Genomic DNA, 15,503 nt, shown 5'->3' on the forward strand with positions numbered 1-15,503 from the left:
TGTCCCTTTCAGGAGATCTTGCGGCGGTAGGTGTTCATGGCGAAGGCGTAGGCGACGACGAGGATGCCGACGCACCAGGCCAGCGCGACCCAGATGTCGTTGCCGACAGGCTGCTCGGCGAACAGGGCGCGGATGGCGTTGACGATGGAGGTCACCGGCTGGTTGTCGGCGAAGACGCGCAGCGGAGTGGGCATGGTGTCGGTGGGCACGAAGGCGGAGCTGAGGAAGGGCAGGAAGATGAGCGGGTAGGAGAACGCGCTCGCCCCCTCCATGGTCTTGGCCGACAGGCCGGGGATGACGGCGATCCAGGTCAGCGCCAGGGTGAACAGGACCAGGATGCCGGCCACCGACAGCCACCCCAGCACTCCGGCCCCTGAGCGGAAGCCCATGAGCAGAGCCACCAGCATGACGACCACGAGCGAGACCAGGTTGGCGACCAGCGAGGTCAGCACATGCGCCCACAACACCGACGAGCGCGCGGTCGGCATCGACTGGAAACGCTCGAAGATGCCGCCCTGCATGTCCATGAACAGGCGGTAGGCGGTGTAGGCGATGCCGGAGGCGACCGTGATGAGCAGGATGCCGGGCAGCATGTAGTTCACGTACGACGTGCCTGAGCCGGTGCTGATCGCGCCGCCGAACACGTAGACGAACATCAGCATCATGGCGATCGGCATGATCGCGGTCGTGATGATGGTGTCGGGGCTGCGCGTGATGTGGCGCAGGGACCGTCCCAGCAGGACGGCGGTGTCACCGAAGAAATGCTTGCTCATTGTCGTGTCCTCTTAGGATTTCGTGCCGACGAGGGAGAGGAAGACGTCCTCAAGGGTGGGCTGCTTCTCGACATACTCGACCTTGGCGGGCGGGAGCAGCTGCTTGAGCTCGTCCAGCGTGCCGTTGACGAGGATCCGGCCCTCGTGCAGGATCGCGATCCGGTCGGCGAGCTGTTCGGCCTCGTCCAGGTACTGGGTGGTGAGCAGCACGGTGGTGCCGCCCGCGGCCAGCTCCCTGACGGCCTGCCAGACCTCGATGCGGGCCTGGGGGTCGAGCCCGGTGGTGGGCTCGTCGAGGAAGATGACGGGCGGGTCGCCGATCAGGCTCATCGCGATGTCGAGGCGGCGGCGCATGCCGCCGGAGTAGGTGGCCACCTTGCGGGCGCCGGCGTCGGTGAGCGAGAAGCGGGCGAGCAGGTCGTCGGCGACCTGGCCGGGGTTTCTGAGGTGGCGCAGGCGGGCGACCAGCACCAGGTTCTCCCGCCCGCTGAGGATCTCGTCCACGGCGGCGAACTGGCCGGTGAGGCTGATGGACTCGCGGACGTCGGCCGCCTGCGTGACCACGTCGAAGCCGTTGACGCGGGCGGTGCCGGCGTCGGGCTTGAGCAGCGTGCAAAGGATCTTCACTGCCGTGGTCTTGCCGGCTCCGTTGGAGCCGAGCAGGGCGAAGATGCTGCCGCTCGCGACCTCGAAGTTCACGCCGCGCAGCACGTGCAGGTCCTTGTAGGACTTCTCCAGGCCGTGCACCTGGATCGCCGGAGCTTGCCGGATCGTCATCACTGTTTCCTGTCTTCCTGTGCGGCGCGCTCGATGGCGCTGGTGAAGCGGTTGCGCTCGCGGGTCCGGTACTGTCCGAGGGGGTAGTTGGCCATGAACGCCTCGACGAACTCCACGGGGTCGTTGCCGAAGATGTCGCGGATCGGGGTGCCGTCCGCCGCGCTCCGCTCGAACAGTTCGATGAGGTCTTCGTACATCGTCATCGCGCCGGCGCCGTCGGCCGGCCCGAAGTGCATCAGGTACCGCTCCAGCGCTTCGACCGCCGTGCGGTAGTTGTCGGGGAGCCCCTTGACGCGGGCCTTGTACTGCCGCCAGCGCTTCTTCTCCTCCAGGGGCCCGGTGACGAGCTCCAGGTACTGCAGGTACCGGCTCTTGGATTCGTCAGCCATGTCTACTTGTCTCCTTTGCGAAGTCGTTGGAGCCGTTCGGCCAGGAAGGCCCAGGTCTTCCAGAATTCGTCGAGGTCCTTGCGTCCCTGGGCGCTGAGGGAGTACACCTTGCGCGGCGGCCCCTTCTCCGACGGCACCTTCCGCACGTCGACCAGGCCACGCCGCTCGACGCGGACCAGGAGGGCGTAGACGGTGCCCTCGGCGATGTCGGCGAAGCCCTGCGCCCGCAGCCACGCCGTGATCTCGTAGCCGTGGGCGGGCCGGCCGGACAGGATCGCGAGAACGACGCCCTCCAGCGTTCCCTTGAGCATCTCCGTCAGCTGCCTGCTCATCGCCGTCCTCCTTCTGCCGCTATCCGGTGTCGCTGAGTACCGGTACAAAGTAACACCTACTACTGGTACCTAGCAACACCGAATAGTTTCACCGCCCTCTCGCCCGTGACGCGGTCCCGTGCGCCGCAGGCTGCCCCTTCAAGAGCGTCAAGATCCCGACGGGGTGTCGCCTGGTTCGCGTAGGGGTTGTGGCTCTTCGCCCCCGACTCGGACGGGACTGGCGCAGGTCGCGGGTGCCAAGGCGGCCTATGACGTCAGCACCGGCAACCAGGCGATCACCGGCCGTTTCGTGCCCGAGCAGGACGCTGGCGGCTCATACTCGTTCCCCTGGGAGTAGTTCATGAACGATTTCGAGCAGGCGCTCGGCATCGACCCGAACGCCTCGCGGCCGACGCCGACCGCTTCTTCACGCGGCTCACCGGCCTGCCCGACACCACCGTGACCGTACACGCCGAGTCCAAGGACGGCTGGGTGAGCGTGGAGTACGACTCAGTCGCAGGCGTACGCGACCTGCGGCTGAAGCCGTGGGCCATGCGCATGGACGCGGATCGGCTCGCCGAGACCATTCTCACGCTGATCCGTCAGGCGAAGGAGCAGGCCGAAGCCGACGAACGTAGAAGGGTTGACGAGCAGCTGGACGCCGGCAACCTGCTCGTCGGCGACCGGCAGTTCATCGGTGATCGCCTCCGCCAGCCCACCGGCCCGCTCCAGGAGAATCTGGAGCGGGCGAACACGACGATCGACCGGCTGCGCGCCCTGCTGCGTCCCTGACACAACGGACTGGACCGCCGCGTGTTCGCGCTGATCGTATGAGCGGCGCCGCGTCACCCGCCGACGTGGATGCCCGGGCGACGGGCCGGATCGGACTCGCATCGATGGATGATCTTCCGCACCACGGGCGGGGTGTCGCCCCGGCCCAGCAGCAGGTAATGCAGCAGGTGAGTCAGCGGGCTGCCTTCCGACCACTCGAAGTAGCAGTGCGGCCGCACGCCGGTCGCGTCGCGCAGCGCCAGCAGAATGGCGGCGATGGCATTGGGCGCGGCGGGGCCCTCGGCTCGCAGCACCCGATGGCCGTCCACCTCGATCCCCCGTACGCGCAGCACATCGCTGAAGTCGGACGGGTCGATCACGTCGATCTCCAGGAACAGCACTTCGGCCGGGCCCGGTACGGGAGTCATGCCGCGCTGCTCGGCCTCCTTGGCCGCGTATTCGGCGGCGTCGCCACCTTGGCGGCAGTTGGCGATGAGGTAGAGCGCGCCGTCGTATTCCAGGGAGTCGGTGACGAACCGGCGGGCCGCGGGGGCGAACTCGATGTGATCGGTCCGCCGTTCGGTGGTCCGCGATACGCGGGAAACCAGGGAGATGGCGATGATCCCGACGATGAAGAACGCCGAGATGGTGATGCCGTCAGGCTTCTCCCTGATGTTCTCGACCAGCGCGTACAGCAGCACAAGGGTGAGCACGGTGAAGCCCACCGCAGCGCGGCGCTGCCTCTTCCGGATCGCGGAGACGGTGACGGCGAACGCGCCGGAGACCATCATGGCGAGGAATCCGGTGGCGTACGCGCCGGCCTGGGCGTCGACGTCGGCGTTGAAGACGATGGCCAGGACCACGCAGACCAACGTGTAGACCAGCACCACCGGCCGCACGGCGTGCCCCCACTCCGGCGCCATGCCGTAGCCGGGCAGGTAGCGCGGCACGATGTTGATCAGCCCGGCCATGGCGGAGGCCGCTGGACCGGGACGGCCGGCTCGCCTCTGACCGGCCCCACGACGATCACCAGCAGGATCGCGCCCACGTAGATCACGGTCGGGACGATGAACGCGCGGGCGCTGTGCGCGATCCCGCGCAGGTTCACCACGGTCACCAGGCCAGCACCATCAGGCACAGCCACACCGTGTACGGCAGCAGCCCGGGAAGGCCGACGTCAGCGCGGCCACCCGGCGGCGACCGAGACGACCACGTTCAGCACGTAGTCGATCACCAGGGATGCCCCGCCACCAGGCCGGCCCGCCGTCCGAGGTGGGTCCTGGCCTCCCCGTACGCGCCGCCGCCGTCGGGGAAGGCGGCGATGACCTGCCGATAGGAGAAGGTGAGCACGGCCAGCAGGGGCCGCGATCGTGAACGTGACCGGGATGGTGAACCCGAGCCCCGCGCCACCCGCCAGGGCGAGCACCAGCACGATCGCCTCGGGCCGGTACGCGACTGATGCCATCGCGTCCAGCACCAGTGCGGCCAGCCCGTCTACGACGAAAATGTACGTCGGTTCAGCCGACCGAGTGGCCGTGGGCGGCGGCGAGTTCGCGTACGACCTGGGCGACGGCGGGAGAGTCGTTGCGAAGGATCTTACTGTGGTTGCTCGCGACCTTCGCGCTCACCTTGATGTTCGGGTTATGGGCGAGCACCGGATCGAGCACCTTCCGCCCCTGTTCCATCTCCCCTTCCTGGCTCCCGAGGCTGCCACCCGTGGCCAGGACGAACCGCACCGGGCAGATCAGCCGTTCGAGGACCGGCACGCTGGCGGCGGCGATCTCGTTGAGCTCGAGGTTGACCTCAGCGTGCTCGTCGGCGCTCATCCGCGCGGCCAGGCCCACCCTGGCGGCGATTGGGATGAACAACCGCATGCGCCGGAACAGCTTGCGGTTTAGCTCCGCGCCGACCCCGCCGGTCGGACCGACCGGGAAGGCGTCGACCTTGACCAGGCCGGCGAGGCGGTCCGGGTTCCGGTCCGCCCAGTGCCATCCCAGGACCCCGCCGTAGGACCAGGCCACCACGATGGGCCGGTCCACGCCCCTCGCCTTGAGGACCGCGTCGAGGTCACGGAGGCAGGCCTCGAACGAGTAGTCCGCCGGTAGCCGTCAGTGCCGAGATCAGCGATGACGCGCCGCCAGTGTGACTGGTCGGCGTAAGCGCCGTTGAGCTAGACGACCGGGGTGCCGGAGCCGCCGGTGTCGGTCACGGCCAGCGCCATGTCATCGACGGGCATCATACCGGTCCACTTCGCAGGGTCATGGGTCCTCATCTGTGTCTTCGTGTCTTGTGGGTTCGTCTTGTGGTGCGACATGCGTACGCTCGACAGCGAACTCGCCGATTCGGGGTATGCGCCCAAGTTCATCGATGCCCTCGCGAGCGCTCGCCGCGCGGACGGGAGACTGGCCACTGCCGGCGAAGACGTCCACCGGGACGCGGCGGTGACGGGGCTGAAATGGAGGGTTCATGAGGCCCCAGAACGGGCTGGAGGCGCCGATCGCGACGGCCGGGACCTCGTCGGCTCCGCGGTGCATCAGTCGACTACCGCACGGACCGATTCAAATCATCGAGGCGCCGGTGTTCTGGTCGGCCAACATGTGCAGTCGCCGATCAAGAAGGAGAGAGTGTCACTTCTCGGCAGTGCCGGGCTCCCCGCTGATGGACTCCTGGTAGACCTCAGCGAAGGTGCGCGAGTCCTTGATCAGCTCGTCGGCGAAGGCAGCGACGTCATCGCCGATGAGCTCCAGGACTCCCGTGCCGGCTGCGACACCCTCCTCAAAGAACTCGAGGAGGCCCGTGAGCAGGGACCCGTCGGCCAGGCCGATCGGGCCGACCTTGAAGTAGTACCTCTGGATCTCCTTGTAGACGATCTCGTAGTCGGGCGGAAGCGCCTTGACCCGGGCCATGTGCGCCCGCCACTGCTTCTTGCCTTCGATGATGTCTTGGATGCCCATGTCAGCCTCCCAGCCGGCCCAGTTTCCTCGCGACGTTCCTGTTCAACTGCCGGCGCCACCGGTCGCGGAAGGTGCGGGCGCCTTCCGCGCCGGCCAGCGCCGCGCAGAACCCCGCGATGTCGTCACCCAGCACGTCCTCGATGCTCTGCCCGTCGGCCGCCGTCTCCTCCAGCAGCCCCAGAGCGCCGTCGAGGATCGGCATCAGGTTGCGGCCCGTGAAGTCCCCGTAGAGGAATAGGTGGCCGACAATCTGCCCCCACGCCGCCCGGTAGTCGTCCGGCAGCGTCGCCGCCCGGGCCTCGAACGCCTTCCATTCCCTGTTGAGATCGTTGCCAGTCACGGTGTCCCAGAACTTCATCTCCCTCCCTCCCTGAGCTTGTCGAGCCGTGACGTGATGTAGTTCCACTTCGCCCAGAACGTCGCGAGCTCCGCGCGCCCCGCGTCATTGAGCGCGTAGAACTTGCGCGGCGGACCCTGCTCGGACGGTCGTCTCGTCACCTGGACGAGGCTCTTCTTCTCCAGGCGCAGCAAGATGGTGTAGACCGTCCCCTCGACGACGTCGGCGAAGCCGAGCTCGTTCAGCCGGCGCGTGATGGCGTACCCGTAGGTCTCCTCGCTGCCAATGATTTCGAGCACGCAGCCTTCGAGCGTGCCCTTCAGCATCTCCGTCAGGTCGTCCATCACAGGTCCTTCTCGGTCCACCCGGTACTCTGTACCCCCGAGTTCCACTACACAGTATCACAGAGTAGCGAAGCGCGTCCCACATCAATGATCTGGATCTGGGCGTCTGGGGCGGTTGAATCGCTGCTCGCCCGGCGCTACCACTTCACCCACCAGGAAGGTTGGCGGGCGAACACCGCGCCAGGCAAGGCGTCGGGCGGTTCCCACACGAGGGCGTCATGCGAAATAGCCGCTGACGGCAGGCAGGGCCAACGCGACGATGACCAGAAGCGAGCCAACCGTCGCCAGGATGAGGCGCGCGGCGATCACCCCCCGGAACCAGGAAGGGTACGCCCCCGCAGCGGCATCGACGAATGCTTCGACGTCCAGGCCGCGCAGGCCGGGGTCATCCGACTTGTGGAAGGCCGCCTTGATGTATCGCGTCGTGAACACCTCACCGGGCATGATCACGCACCCGAGTACGAAGATGACCGCCTGGAAGATCCAGGACAGGATCCGGCCGGTGCCACTTCCGCTCAGGTTGAGCAAGGCGAGCGCCGCCAGGCACACCCCGATGGACATCGCGAGGACGACGCTGGCCCGGCTCGCTCCGAAGTCGATCCGGTGCCGGGCCAATAGGGCGGCCGGTAGCCCCTGTCTGGCAATGTCCGCCTCGGCCGCCCTTTGTGCGTCAGGACCGAGGCGGCGACCGACGACGGGGATGACGAAGAAGGTGCCCGCGAGCAGGAGCTGCAGGATGGCCGCGGACAGGACGGCGATCGGCATCACGGTGATCTCCTCACAACTTGCACACTGTTCAAGTGGGAGCGTACGACCGCACTTGAACAGTGTGCAAGTCCTCGGCTCGAACACCGTGCAAGAGCGCCCTATCCTGGGCAGGTGCCCCGCGAGACGTTGACCCAGGACCAGATCGTCCGAACGGCCGTCGAGCTGCTGGACAACGAGGGCATCGAGGGCCTGAGCATGCGGCAGCTCGGCGCCCGCCTGAACTCGGCGGCGACGGCCGTCTACTGGCACGTCAAGAGCAAGGACAATCTCCTGGTGCTCGCCGCCGACGCGGTCTGGGCGGAGATCGAGCTACCGGACCTGGAGGAGGTCACCTGGCAGGCGGCGGCCACGGCCATGGCCAGGGGACTGTTCGCGATGATTCTCCGGCACCCGTGGCTCGTCCCCGCCATGAGCACCCACCTCCTGTACGGCCCCGGCAAAGCCCGCCACGACGACCACCTGCTCGCGGTCTACCAAGCGGCCGGCTTCACCGGACGGGACGCCGAGCAGGCCATGAAGACCGTCTTCACCTTCGTCCTGGGTAACGCCCTCGGCGTGGCCTCCGAAGCGGCATGGAGAGCGCGCCTGCGCCGCACCGGCGGCGACGAGCAGGAACAGATCCGCACCATGGTGGCGCAGGCGACCGAGATCGCGATGCGGTTCCCGCGACTCCGCGCCCACAGCACGACGCAGGAGGACGACGCCCCCTCACCGGCCTCCGACCAGGAGCTCGAGTTCGGTCTACGCACGATCCTGACCGGCCTCCAGGCCGAGCTCGGCGCTCGGCCGTCGTGAACCGGGCGAACAGTCCCTGCCACGTCACCCGACGATGACCCGCTCCTCGGCTACCTGGTAGCGGCGAGTGCGGTCCTTCAACGCCAAGGCCGAGCCCAAGGTGAGCGGTCCCGTCCTGCCGATGAACATGAGCAGCACCAGCAGGATCTGGCCGGCCGGTGTGGTGTCGGCGGTGATGCCGGTCGAGAGGCCGACCGTGCCGTCGGACCAGACGACGAAGGCCGGCATGCCGGGCGTGGTGACCTTGATGCCGCCCGCCGTGCCGCGGCTGCCGCCGCCGATGAACATCAGCAGGTCGGTGGCCAACCAACTCGTGGAATACGTGCCGGCGACGTCGATGCTGTTGAAGCCCGCCGTCCGCGGCATGACGGCGGCGAAGAACGCGGCCAGCAGCTTGCCCGGGTCGTCAAGCCGGCCGAGTGTCTTCGGGTTGTGCCATTCGGTGATCAGAAAGACCATGATGCCGATGACCAGCAGGGCCGCGGTGACTGCGACGGTGATTCTGGTCAGCACCGACCAGCGGCTGGGCCGGCGCCAGGTACGCAGCAGCTCCAACACGACGGGGAAACCGAGCCCGCCCGCGATCACCGCGGCGGCGATGGTCAGGCAGATCCACGGGTCGGTGACGAAGCGCATCAGGTTGTCGGGCCACAGCGCGAAACCCGCGTTGTTGAAGGCCGAGATCGCATGGAACACGCCCAGATACAAGGCGCGGCCGGACGGCTCGTCGTAGCCGAGCAGGAAACGGCCGGTCATGATCACCGCCGCGATCGACTCACAGGTCAGGTTGAAGACGACCAGTGCGACTCGGTGTCCACGGCCGCCAGGCCGGTGACGCACACGGCGGACGTCGCGGTGAACAACGCCGTGAGCCAGCCCGCCGCTCCCCCGGCTCGGTGGAGATCGGCAGGGCGAGCAGAGCGGTGCCGAGCAGGACGGCCGCTCCGAAACCGGTGACGATGACGTTGCGCATCAATGGCTCCTACGGGGGATTTCTTCTCATCCGCACCCCGACGACGGGCTCTCCCCCGCCATCCCCAGGGAAGCCAGACGCAAATTTCCCGCATCACTACGCGGAACATATGGTCCCGCCTCCGCACCGGGGCAGACCTGCGTCAAGGCACGGCAAGCCAGCGTGCGGGGCCGAGCGTAGAGGGGGCATCAATATCCGGGCATCGGCCGTATGAATACCGTCAAAAACAACCAAAACCCCTCAATCTCACGGTTCGCTGATTTCCTGGCCGTCCAGTAGGTACGGCAGAACACCCTGTCCAGATTGAGCAGTGGGGATGACCGACGTCATCTTCGTCGCCCTGACGATCACGGTCTTCGTGGTGCTGGGGTAGGTCGTGAAGGCGGTGGAGCGGCTTTGAGCGCCGTCAACGCCGTGGGGCTCGTCGTGGTCGTCGGCCTGGTGATCTTCGTGGTCGCGGCCCTGTTGTTCCCGGAGCGTTTCTGATGTCATCGACCATGGCGGGGATCCTGTTCATCGGGTCTCTCCTTCTCGCTCTTGCCCTCTGCTACAAGCCGCTGGGCGACTACATGTTCCGCGTCTACACCGGAACCAGGCACAACGCCGTGGAGCGGCTCACCTACCGGCTGCTCGGCGTCAACGCCGACAGCGAGCAGCGGTGGGGCTTCTACGCGCGCGGCGTGCTGGCGTTCTCAGTGCTGTCGATCCTGTTCCTGTACGGGTTGCAGCGGCTGCAGGACCACCTGTTCCTGTCCCTCGGGATGGAGGCGGTGGAGCCGTCGCTGGCCTGGAACACCGCGGTCAGCTTCGTCACCAACACCAACTGGCAGGCCTACTCCGGCGAGGCCACGATGGGCCACGTGGTGCAGACCGCGGGCCTGGCGGTGCAGAACTTCGTCTCCGCCGCGGTCGGCATGGCGGTGGCCATCGCCCTGGTGCGCGGCTTCGCCCGCAACAAGACCGACACGCTCGGCAACTTCTGGGTGGACCTGGTCCGCGGCACGATCCGCATCCTGCTGCCGATCGCGTTCGTGGCCGCGCTGCTGCTGGTGGCCGGCGGCGCGATCCAGACGTTCGCCGACCACAGCACGTGGACGACGCTGACCGGCGGCGAGCAGACCTTCACCCCGGCCGCGGCGGCCTCCCAGGAGGCGATCAAGGACCTGGGCACGAACGGCGGCGGCATCTTCAACGTCAACTCGGCCCACCCTTTCGAGAACCCCACGTCGTGGACGAACTGGCTGACGATCTTTCTGCTGACGGTGATCGCGTCCTGCCTGCCGCGCACGTTCGGCCGGATGGTCGGTGACAACCGGCAGGGCTACGCGATCGTCAGCGTGATGGCGATCATCAGCTTCGGCGTCACCCAGTGGGCCGAGCTGAGCGCGAGCGGCACCGTGCCGCAGGCGATCGGCCAGGCTCTCGAAGGGCGCGAGACCCGCTTCGGCGTCTCGAACTCCGGCATGTTCGCCACCGCCACCACGCTCACCAGCACGGGCTCGGTGAACTCCTTCCATGACTCCTACACGGCTGTCGGCGGCGGCATGCTGATCTTCAACATGCTGCTCGGCGAGGTCGCTCCCGGCGGCGTCGGCGCGGGCCTGTACGGCATGCTCATCCTGGCCGTCATCACGGTGTTCGTCGCCGGCCTGATGGTCGGCCGCACCCCCGAATACCTCGGCAAGAAGATCGGCCCGCTGACCAGCGAGGTGCTCCGAGCCCGAGGGTGACGAACCGTGGGCCGGGCTCGTCCTGGCAGTCTGAACCAAGTATGGCTCGTCAGCGGCTGGGCGGTCGGTGGTGTGGTGCGGGACCTCACGGACGGGACGTGGCATCGCGACCCTAGCTCCAGTGCTCTGATCGCCGCGATCGCCTCCGACGTGGAGTTCCTGCTGCTGGACGAACCGACGTCCGGACTCGGCCCGCTGATGGAGGCGGTCTTCCGCGAGGTCATCACCGAGGAACGGCGCGCGAGCCGCACGGTCCTGCTCTCCAGCCACATCCGCGCCGAAGTCGAGATGCTGTGTGTCAGCATCATCCGGGACGGCAGGTACTCATCGGCTCGGCCGCCGTGGCCAGGCAGGCCCCGCTGGCCGCCGCCCTCATCGTCGTGCTGACCGCCAACGCCGTCCTGGCCGTACTCATCACCGTCGTCTGCGCCGCGCCGCTTTCATCAGCGTGGGCGATCGGGCTGGGCGGGCACAGCGCCATCGCTGCAGCGGCATTCGGGTTGTTGCGGCGGGCCGGAACGGTCGTGGCATGGATCGCCCTGGCGCTGGCCATCGCCGTGGAAGTCGGCTGGGAGATCGGCCTGGTCGACGACACGTTCTTCTTGATCTCCCCGTTCGCGCACGTCCATTGCTCGCCCGATTTCAGGCGCAGCACCACAACGCCGACTCTTACACCCCGCTGACGGTCATTCGGGTTCCACGCGCACGGTGCCCGCTGCGCCGTCGATCGTGATCAACTGCCCGGTCTTGATCTCATGTGTGGCGTCGCGGACGCAGATGACGGCGGGGATCCCGTACTCGCGGGCCACCGTAGGGCCGTGCGCCACCGGGGAACCGGTTTCGGTCACCAGGCCGGCCGCGGTCATGAACAGCGGGGTCCACCCAGGATCGGTGGTGGGTGCGACCAGGATCTCCCCCGGCTCGATGCGCGCGCCGGCCGGGTCACGGATCACCCGCGCCCTGCCGGTCGCCTGCCCGGCGGCTCCGGACATGCCGGTCAGCACGCCGTCCTGGGCCGGCTCGGCGGGGGCGAGTGCCTCCAGGTCGGTCCCGTCGGACAGAAGCGCGCCGGGTACGGTGCGCCGGCGCAGTTCCCGTCTATACTCGGCGCGCCGCATCGCGGCAAGTCCCCGGTGGTCCGCGTCGTGAGCGGCGGCTCGTGCCTCCTCCAGAGTCAGGAACATGATGTCGTCGGCGCGCTCCAGCCGGCCGCGGTCGGCCAGGTCCGCGCCGGCCAGGAGGAGTTGGCGCCGGCACGCCTGGATCACGGGCAGCCAGGCGAATTTCGCGATCTCCCGCAGGCCGGTGAGCTGTCGCGAGCGGCGCATGAAGAACGCCGCCAGCCGGCCGCGGATGGGGCGCCTGCGTCGCGCCCGCCGCGACAACGTCTCTACCATTCGCTCCGCCCGGGCCGCCGCCGCCTTGAACCGCACGTCGGGCGCCTGCTCGGGGTCTTCGACGCGCAGATAGTTGGCGATGGTGGCGAACAGCGGCGCGGGGTCGTCGGCCCAGCGGGGCACGCCGACGTCGATCTCGGCCGCCGCGCGCATGCCGTACGCGGCCAGAAAGCCGCCCATCCCGATGTCGGGAAGCTCGCCGGCGAAGTACATGGCGGCGAGATCCTCCGGTGGGGTGCCGAGGAACAGGTCGCGGTGCTCGCGTGCCCGCACCGCCAGGCCCCACAGCTTGAGGTCCATCTGCGTGGTCACGTTGTACGGCATGCCGCCGAGGACCGTGTCGAGTTCCTCGTCCGTGGCGACGCCTTTGAGCAGCGCGGCCGGGAGCGTCCCGACGATCATGCCTGCCGTCAGCGGCCACACGATCCCGTGCATGTCGATGCTCATGACCGCCTTGTGGGAGTCCTCGACGACCCAGCGCAGCCGTTCGGCGGCCGTCGCGGACTCGTCGGGCGGGACGATCATCCGCTTGATCTCCGCGACGCCGCGGTGGGCGCGGGCTCGCGCGAGAGCCGGGTTGGACAGACTCGACACCACTCCGGCCAGCCCGGCGGGCACCATCCGCACCATGCCCTTGACCACGCTGCCGAGATGCAAGGGCAGGCCGGGCCGCGGCGCGAACCGCGGGTCGTCGAGCATGCGCAGCACGGCGCCCTGCACCCTCGGTCCGTAGACCTCCAGGGAGGTCCCGAGGCGTTCGCGCATGGCTTTGCTGCGCAGGAAGTCGGTCACGTCGAAGTAGAGCCGGCCACCGATCGGCACCATTCGGGGCAGCGGGTCACGCCGGTCGACCTTGGCGCCCGCGGCCTGGAACCACACGCTTCCGCCGGTCTTGAGCAGCGACACGCCCATCGGGGTGCACGGGCGGAGCATGCCTTGAATATGGCCGAACTCCAGGTAGAGCCGCGTGTCGCCGGTGTCGGGCGGCAGCGGGAAGAGCGTCGTGATCGGCCGCGACTGCAGCAGCCACAGCGTGCCTTCGGCGTCGATCGCCCACTCGATGTCCTGCGGCGAGCCGAGATGCTCCTGCAGCCGCTGCCCGGCCGCACGCAACCGGCCGAGCTGCTCCGCGTTCAAGCACCCATCGTCATCCGGTACGGCCGGTATCCGCTGATCGAGCACGTAGTGGTCGGGCACGACGGTGCCCTCGACGATGGCGGTGCCCAGGCCAGGAGCCGCGTCGACGACCATCTCGGAGCGGCAGCCGGTGATCGGGTTGGCGGTGAACAGCACCCCGGCCGTGACCGGGTCGATCATCCGCTGCACCACCACGGCCATGGCCGTCTCGCCGATGCCCGCGGCGGCGCGGTAGGCGACGGCCCGCTCGGTGAACAACGAGTCCCAGCAGCGACGTACCGCGTCGATCAGGTCGCTGGGGCCTTCGACGTTGAGAAAGGTGTCCTGCTGGCCGGCGAAGCTGGCCTCCGGCAGGTCCTCGGCGGTGGCGCTGGAGCGCACCGCCACCCGGCCCTCGCCGAGCCGCTCGTACGCCTCGACCAGCTCCTCCTCGGGCAGTTGGCCCGCCCGGTAGGCGTCGGCGGTCAGGCAGAAGCCGTCCGGGACGCGCTCCCCCGCTCTGATCATCTTCCCGAGCCCGGCGGCCTTACCGCCTACAAGGTCGAGCATGGAGCCATCTATGTCGGACAACCGGATCAGTTCCATCGCGCCTTCTCCCCCGCAGCTGACATCGTTCACGAACCATGCCGACCAGGCTTCCCGGCGCTCCATTGCGGACGCTAGCACCGCCGAGGTTCGCGCACCAGAGCAGCGCCGCCCTCCACGGCCACAGCCCGCGTTCAGGCGGCGATCCGTGACGGACGGCCCAACGGGTTCACGGTGTGACCCATGCCACACGGCGTTCCTGTCAGCAATCGTGGCGCTGTTCCGCTCAACTCACGAGCAAGTGACGCGAGAGGAGCAACACATGAAGCACCACATCGTGATCCTCGGTGCCGGTTACGCCGGGGTCTACGTGGCCGGGAACCTGGCCCGCCGGCTGTCCGCGGCGGACGTGCGGATCACCGTGGTCAACGCCGTGCCGGACTTCGTCGAGCGGCTGCGGCTGCACCAAGTGGCAGCCGGCCGGACAGTTGCGGCCCAGAGGCTCGACGACGTCTTCGCGGGCACGGGGATCCGGCTGCGCGTGGCCCGGGTGAGCGCCGTCGACCCCGAACGCCAGGTCGTCGCCGTGGCCGACGCCGAGGGCGGCGGCGAGCTCGGCTACGACACGCTGGTCTACGCGCTCGGCAGCCACGGTGACGTCGGGAGTGTCCCCGGCGTGGCCGAGTACGCCTTCGACGTGGCCGCCCGGCCCTCGGCGCTGCGGCTGCGCGAGCGCCTGGACAGCCTGGGCAGGCGGGGCGGCGGGAGCGTGGTGGTCGTCGGCGACGGGCTGACCGGCATCGAGTCCGCCACCGAGATCGCCGAAGGCCGACCCGGCCTGCCGGTGACGCTCATCGCCCGCGGCGAGCTGGGCGCCCGGCTCTCCGCGGGAGCCCGCGGCCACCTGCGCCGGGCCTGCGACCGGCTCGGCGTCACCGTCCTGGAGCACACCAGTGTCGAGGCCGTCGAGGCGACGCGCGTGCGGTGCGCCGAGGGCACCGCGCCGGCCTCCGACGCGACCGTGTGGACGGCCGGGTTCGCGGTCAGCCCCATCGCCGCCGCCGCTGGGCTGGAGGTCACCGAGCACGGCCGGATCGTCGTCGATCGCACCATGCGGTCGATCTCGCACCCGAACGTCTACGCCGCCGGCGACAGCGCCTACGCCATCGGCGACCACGGCCTGCCACTGCCGATGTCCTGCGCCTCGGCCGGCTTCACCGGCGGGCAGGCGATCCACGCCATCGTGGGACGGCTGACCGGCGGCAAGGTCGCGAAGACCAAGCTGGTCTACTCCTACAACCACGTCAGCCTGGGAAGGCGGGACGGGATCCTGCAAATGGTCGACGACGAAGGGCATGCGAAGCCGGCATACCTGGGCGGCCGGAAGGCCGCGCGGATCAAGGCGGGCATTCTCACGATGTCGCTGTGGGCCAACTCGCACCCGACCTTCGGCGTGCCGAAGCGCAGGCGCCGCCTGGCCGCTGTGCCGGATGCGCGCACCGGGAGCGTAATGGCGTAGCGG

Annotated in this window: 18 protein-coding genes and 2 pseudogenes; 7 read left to right on the plus strand and 13 right to left on the minus strand. The window is 68.5% G+C overall.

All coding sequences use genetic code 11. From position 1 onward, the window contains the following. Window positions 1-8: 8 nt before the first annotated feature. The 4 genes from AB0C27_RS27630 to AB0C27_RS27645 are packed head-to-tail and all read right to left on the minus strand — an operon-like array spanning window position 9 to window position 2,271. The gene (locus tag AB0C27_RS27630; protein ID WP_357849051.1) at window positions 9-773 is read right to left on the minus strand and encodes an ABC transporter permease; all 765 of its coding nucleotides are present in this window, start codon (window positions 771-773) and stop codon (window positions 9-11) included. Window positions 774-785: 12 nt separating this feature from the next. Beyond that, window positions 786-1,550: an ATP-binding cassette domain-containing protein gene (locus AB0C27_RS27635; RefSeq protein WP_357849054.1), complete on the minus strand. Its 765-nt coding sequence runs from the start codon at window positions 1,548-1,550 to the stop codon at window positions 786-788. After that, window positions 1,550-1,939 carry a DUF1048 domain-containing protein gene (locus tag AB0C27_RS27640; RefSeq protein WP_357849057.1) on the minus strand — a complete coding sequence of 130 codons (390 nt, stop codon included), beginning with the start codon at window positions 1,937-1,939 and terminating at the stop codon, window positions 1,550-1,552. Before AB0C27_RS27640 ends, AB0C27_RS27635 begins: the two co-directional genes overlap by 1 nt. A 2-nt stretch (window positions 1,940-1,941) precedes the next feature. Then, the gene (locus AB0C27_RS27645; RefSeq protein WP_357849060.1) at window positions 1,942-2,271 is read right to left on the minus strand and encodes a PadR family transcriptional regulator; all 330 of its coding nucleotides are present in this window, start codon (window positions 2,269-2,271) and stop codon (window positions 1,942-1,944) included. 438 nt (window positions 2,272-2,709) lie between these two features. On the opposite strand from AB0C27_RS27645, the gene AB0C27_RS27650 reads away from it, so the two are divergent. After that, window positions 2,710-3,042 (plus strand): YbaB/EbfC family nucleoid-associated protein, encoded by a 333-nt coding sequence (locus AB0C27_RS27650; protein ID WP_357849063.1) that lies wholly within the window; start codon window positions 2,710-2,712, stop codon window positions 3,040-3,042. A gap of 53 nt (window positions 3,043-3,095) precedes the next feature. Here the strand turns inward: AB0C27_RS27650 and AB0C27_RS27655 are convergent, their stop codons facing one another. The 7 genes and pseudogenes from AB0C27_RS27655 to AB0C27_RS27685 form a co-directional block, all read right to left on the minus strand. Next, a complete protein-coding gene (locus tag AB0C27_RS27655; protein ID WP_357849066.1) occupies window positions 3,096-3,992 on the minus strand; it encodes a hypothetical protein in 897 nt (298 codons plus the stop codon). Then, window positions 3,980-4,159, minus strand: a complete 180-nt coding sequence (locus AB0C27_RS27660) for a hypothetical protein (RefSeq protein WP_357849069.1) — start codon at window positions 4,157-4,159, stop codon at window positions 3,980-3,982. The genes AB0C27_RS27655 and AB0C27_RS27660 overlap by 13 nt, the downstream gene beginning before the upstream one ends. Before the next feature lie 379 nt (window positions 4,160-4,538). Then, window positions 4,539-5,063: pseudogene (locus tag AB0C27_RS27665) on the minus strand (alpha/beta hydrolase); the annotation flags it as partial. 585 nt (window positions 5,064-5,648) lie between these two features. Beyond that, window positions 5,649-5,975, minus strand: coding sequence for a DUF1048 domain-containing protein (locus AB0C27_RS27670; RefSeq protein ID WP_357849071.1), 327 nt, complete (start codon window positions 5,973-5,975; stop codon window positions 5,649-5,651). A 1-nt stretch (window position 5,976) separates the two neighbouring features. After that, window positions 5,977-6,333, minus strand: coding sequence for a DUF1048 domain-containing protein (locus AB0C27_RS27675; RefSeq protein ID WP_357849074.1), 357 nt, complete (start codon window positions 6,331-6,333; stop codon window positions 5,977-5,979). Next, complete coding sequence (locus tag AB0C27_RS27680; protein WP_357849077.1) at window positions 6,330-6,656, minus strand: PadR family transcriptional regulator; 327 nt, start codon at window positions 6,654-6,656, stop codon at window positions 6,330-6,332. Before AB0C27_RS27680 ends, AB0C27_RS27675 begins: the two co-directional genes overlap by 4 nt. 216 nt (window positions 6,657-6,872) lie before the next feature. Continuing rightward, window positions 6,873-7,424: a hypothetical protein gene (locus tag AB0C27_RS27685; RefSeq protein WP_357849080.1), complete on the minus strand. Its 552-nt coding sequence runs from the start codon at window positions 7,422-7,424 to the stop codon at window positions 6,873-6,875. A 111-nt stretch (window positions 7,425-7,535) separates the two neighbouring features. Between AB0C27_RS27685 and AB0C27_RS27690 the strand changes: the two genes are divergently transcribed. Further along, complete coding sequence (locus AB0C27_RS27690; protein WP_357849083.1) at window positions 7,536-8,219, plus strand: TetR/AcrR family transcriptional regulator; 684 nt, start codon at window positions 7,536-7,538, stop codon at window positions 8,217-8,219. Window positions 8,220-8,243: 24 nt separating this feature from the next. On the opposite strand, the gene AB0C27_RS27695 is transcribed toward AB0C27_RS27690, so the two are convergent. Continuing rightward, the gene (locus AB0C27_RS27695) at window positions 8,244-8,975 is read right to left on the minus strand and encodes a potassium transporter TrkG (protein WP_357849086.1); all 732 of its coding nucleotides are present in this window, start codon (window positions 8,973-8,975) and stop codon (window positions 8,244-8,246) included. 613 nt (window positions 8,976-9,588) lie between these two features. Here AB0C27_RS27695 and kdpF point away from each other — a divergent pair. The 4 genes and pseudogenes from kdpF (at window position 9,589) to AB0C27_RS27715 (ending at window position 11,605) form a co-directional block, all read left to right on the plus strand. Next, window positions 9,589-9,678, plus strand: a complete 90-nt coding sequence (gene kdpF, locus AB0C27_RS27700; protein ID WP_148433700.1) for a K(+)-transporting ATPase subunit F — start codon at window positions 9,589-9,591, stop codon at window positions 9,676-9,678. After that, window positions 9,678-10,922: a potassium-transporting ATPase subunit KdpA gene (gene kdpA, locus AB0C27_RS27705; protein ID WP_357849090.1), complete on the plus strand. Its 1,245-nt coding sequence runs from the start codon at window positions 9,678-9,680 to the stop codon at window positions 10,920-10,922. The genes kdpF and kdpA overlap by 1 nt, the downstream gene beginning before the upstream one ends. 123 nt (window positions 10,923-11,045) lie before the next feature. Continuing rightward, window positions 11,046-11,243, plus strand: a pseudogene (locus AB0C27_RS27710) (ABC transporter ATP-binding protein); the annotation flags it as partial. 20 nt (window positions 11,244-11,263) lie between these two features. Further along, window positions 11,264-11,605 carry a hypothetical protein gene (locus AB0C27_RS27715; protein WP_357850266.1) on the plus strand — a complete coding sequence of 114 codons (342 nt, stop codon included), beginning with the start codon at window positions 11,264-11,266 and terminating at the stop codon, window positions 11,603-11,605. 3 nt (window positions 11,606-11,608) lie between these two features. Here the strand turns inward: AB0C27_RS27715 and AB0C27_RS27720 are convergent, their stop codons facing one another. Beyond that, on the minus strand, window positions 11,609-14,041 hold the full coding sequence (locus AB0C27_RS27720) for a PEP/pyruvate-binding domain-containing protein (RefSeq protein ID WP_357849093.1): 2,433 nt from the start codon (window positions 14,039-14,041) through the stop codon (window positions 11,609-11,611). A gap of 262 nt (window positions 14,042-14,303) precedes the next feature. Between AB0C27_RS27720 and AB0C27_RS27725 the strand changes: the two genes are divergently transcribed. Next, complete coding sequence (locus tag AB0C27_RS27725) at window positions 14,304-15,500, plus strand: FAD-dependent oxidoreductase (protein WP_357849096.1); 1,197 nt, start codon at window positions 14,304-14,306, stop codon at window positions 15,498-15,500. Window positions 15,501-15,503: the final 3 nt, after the last annotated feature.

Source organism: Nonomuraea sp. NPDC048882 (assembly GCF_040649755.1).
Lineage (GTDB): Bacteria > Actinomycetota > Actinomycetes > Streptosporangiales > Streptosporangiaceae > Nonomuraea > Nonomuraea maheshkhaliensis.

Bases quoted from the DNA above. Each gene is read 5' to 3' on its own strand.
- AB0C27_RS27675 (WP_357849074.1), bottom strand. From the start codon at position 6,333: ATGAAGTTCTGGGACACCGTGACTGGCAACGATCTCAACAGGGAATGG.
- AB0C27_RS27635 (WP_357849054.1), bottom strand. From the start codon at position 1,550: ATGACGATCCGGCAAGCTCCGGCGATCCAGGTGCACGGCCTGGAGAAG.
- AB0C27_RS27720 (WP_357849093.1), bottom strand. From the start codon at position 14,041: ATGGAACTGATCCGGTTGTCCGACATAGATGGCTCCATGCTCGACCTT.
- AB0C27_RS27725 (WP_357849096.1), top strand. From the start codon at position 14,304: ATGAAGCACCACATCGTGATCCTCGGTGCCGGTTACGCCGGGGTCTAC.
- AB0C27_RS27645 (WP_357849060.1), bottom strand. From the start codon at position 2,271: ATGAGCAGGCAGCTGACGGAGATGCTCAAGGGAACGCTGGAGGGCGTC.
- AB0C27_RS27630 (WP_357849051.1), bottom strand. From the start codon at position 773: ATGAGCAAGCATTTCTTCGGTGACACCGCCGTCCTGCTGGGACGGTCC.
- AB0C27_RS27655 (WP_357849066.1), bottom strand. From the start codon at position 3,992: ATGGCCGGGCTGATCAACATCGTGCCGCGCTACCTGCCCGGCTACGGC.
- AB0C27_RS27695 (WP_357849086.1), bottom strand. From the start codon at position 8,975: ATGACCGGCCGTTTCCTGCTCGGCTACGACGAGCCGTCCGGCCGCGCC.
- AB0C27_RS27680 (WP_357849077.1), bottom strand. From the start codon at position 6,656: ATGGACGACCTGACGGAGATGCTGAAGGGCACGCTCGAAGGCTGCGTG.
- kdpA (WP_357849090.1), top strand. From the start codon at position 9,678: ATGTCATCGACCATGGCGGGGATCCTGTTCATCGGGTCTCTCCTTCTC.
- AB0C27_RS27670 (WP_357849071.1), bottom strand. From the start codon at position 5,975: ATGGGCATCCAAGACATCATCGAAGGCAAGAAGCAGTGGCGGGCGCAC.
- AB0C27_RS27640 (WP_357849057.1), bottom strand. From the start codon at position 1,939: ATGGCTGACGAATCCAAGAGCCGGTACCTGCAGTACCTGGAGCTCGTC.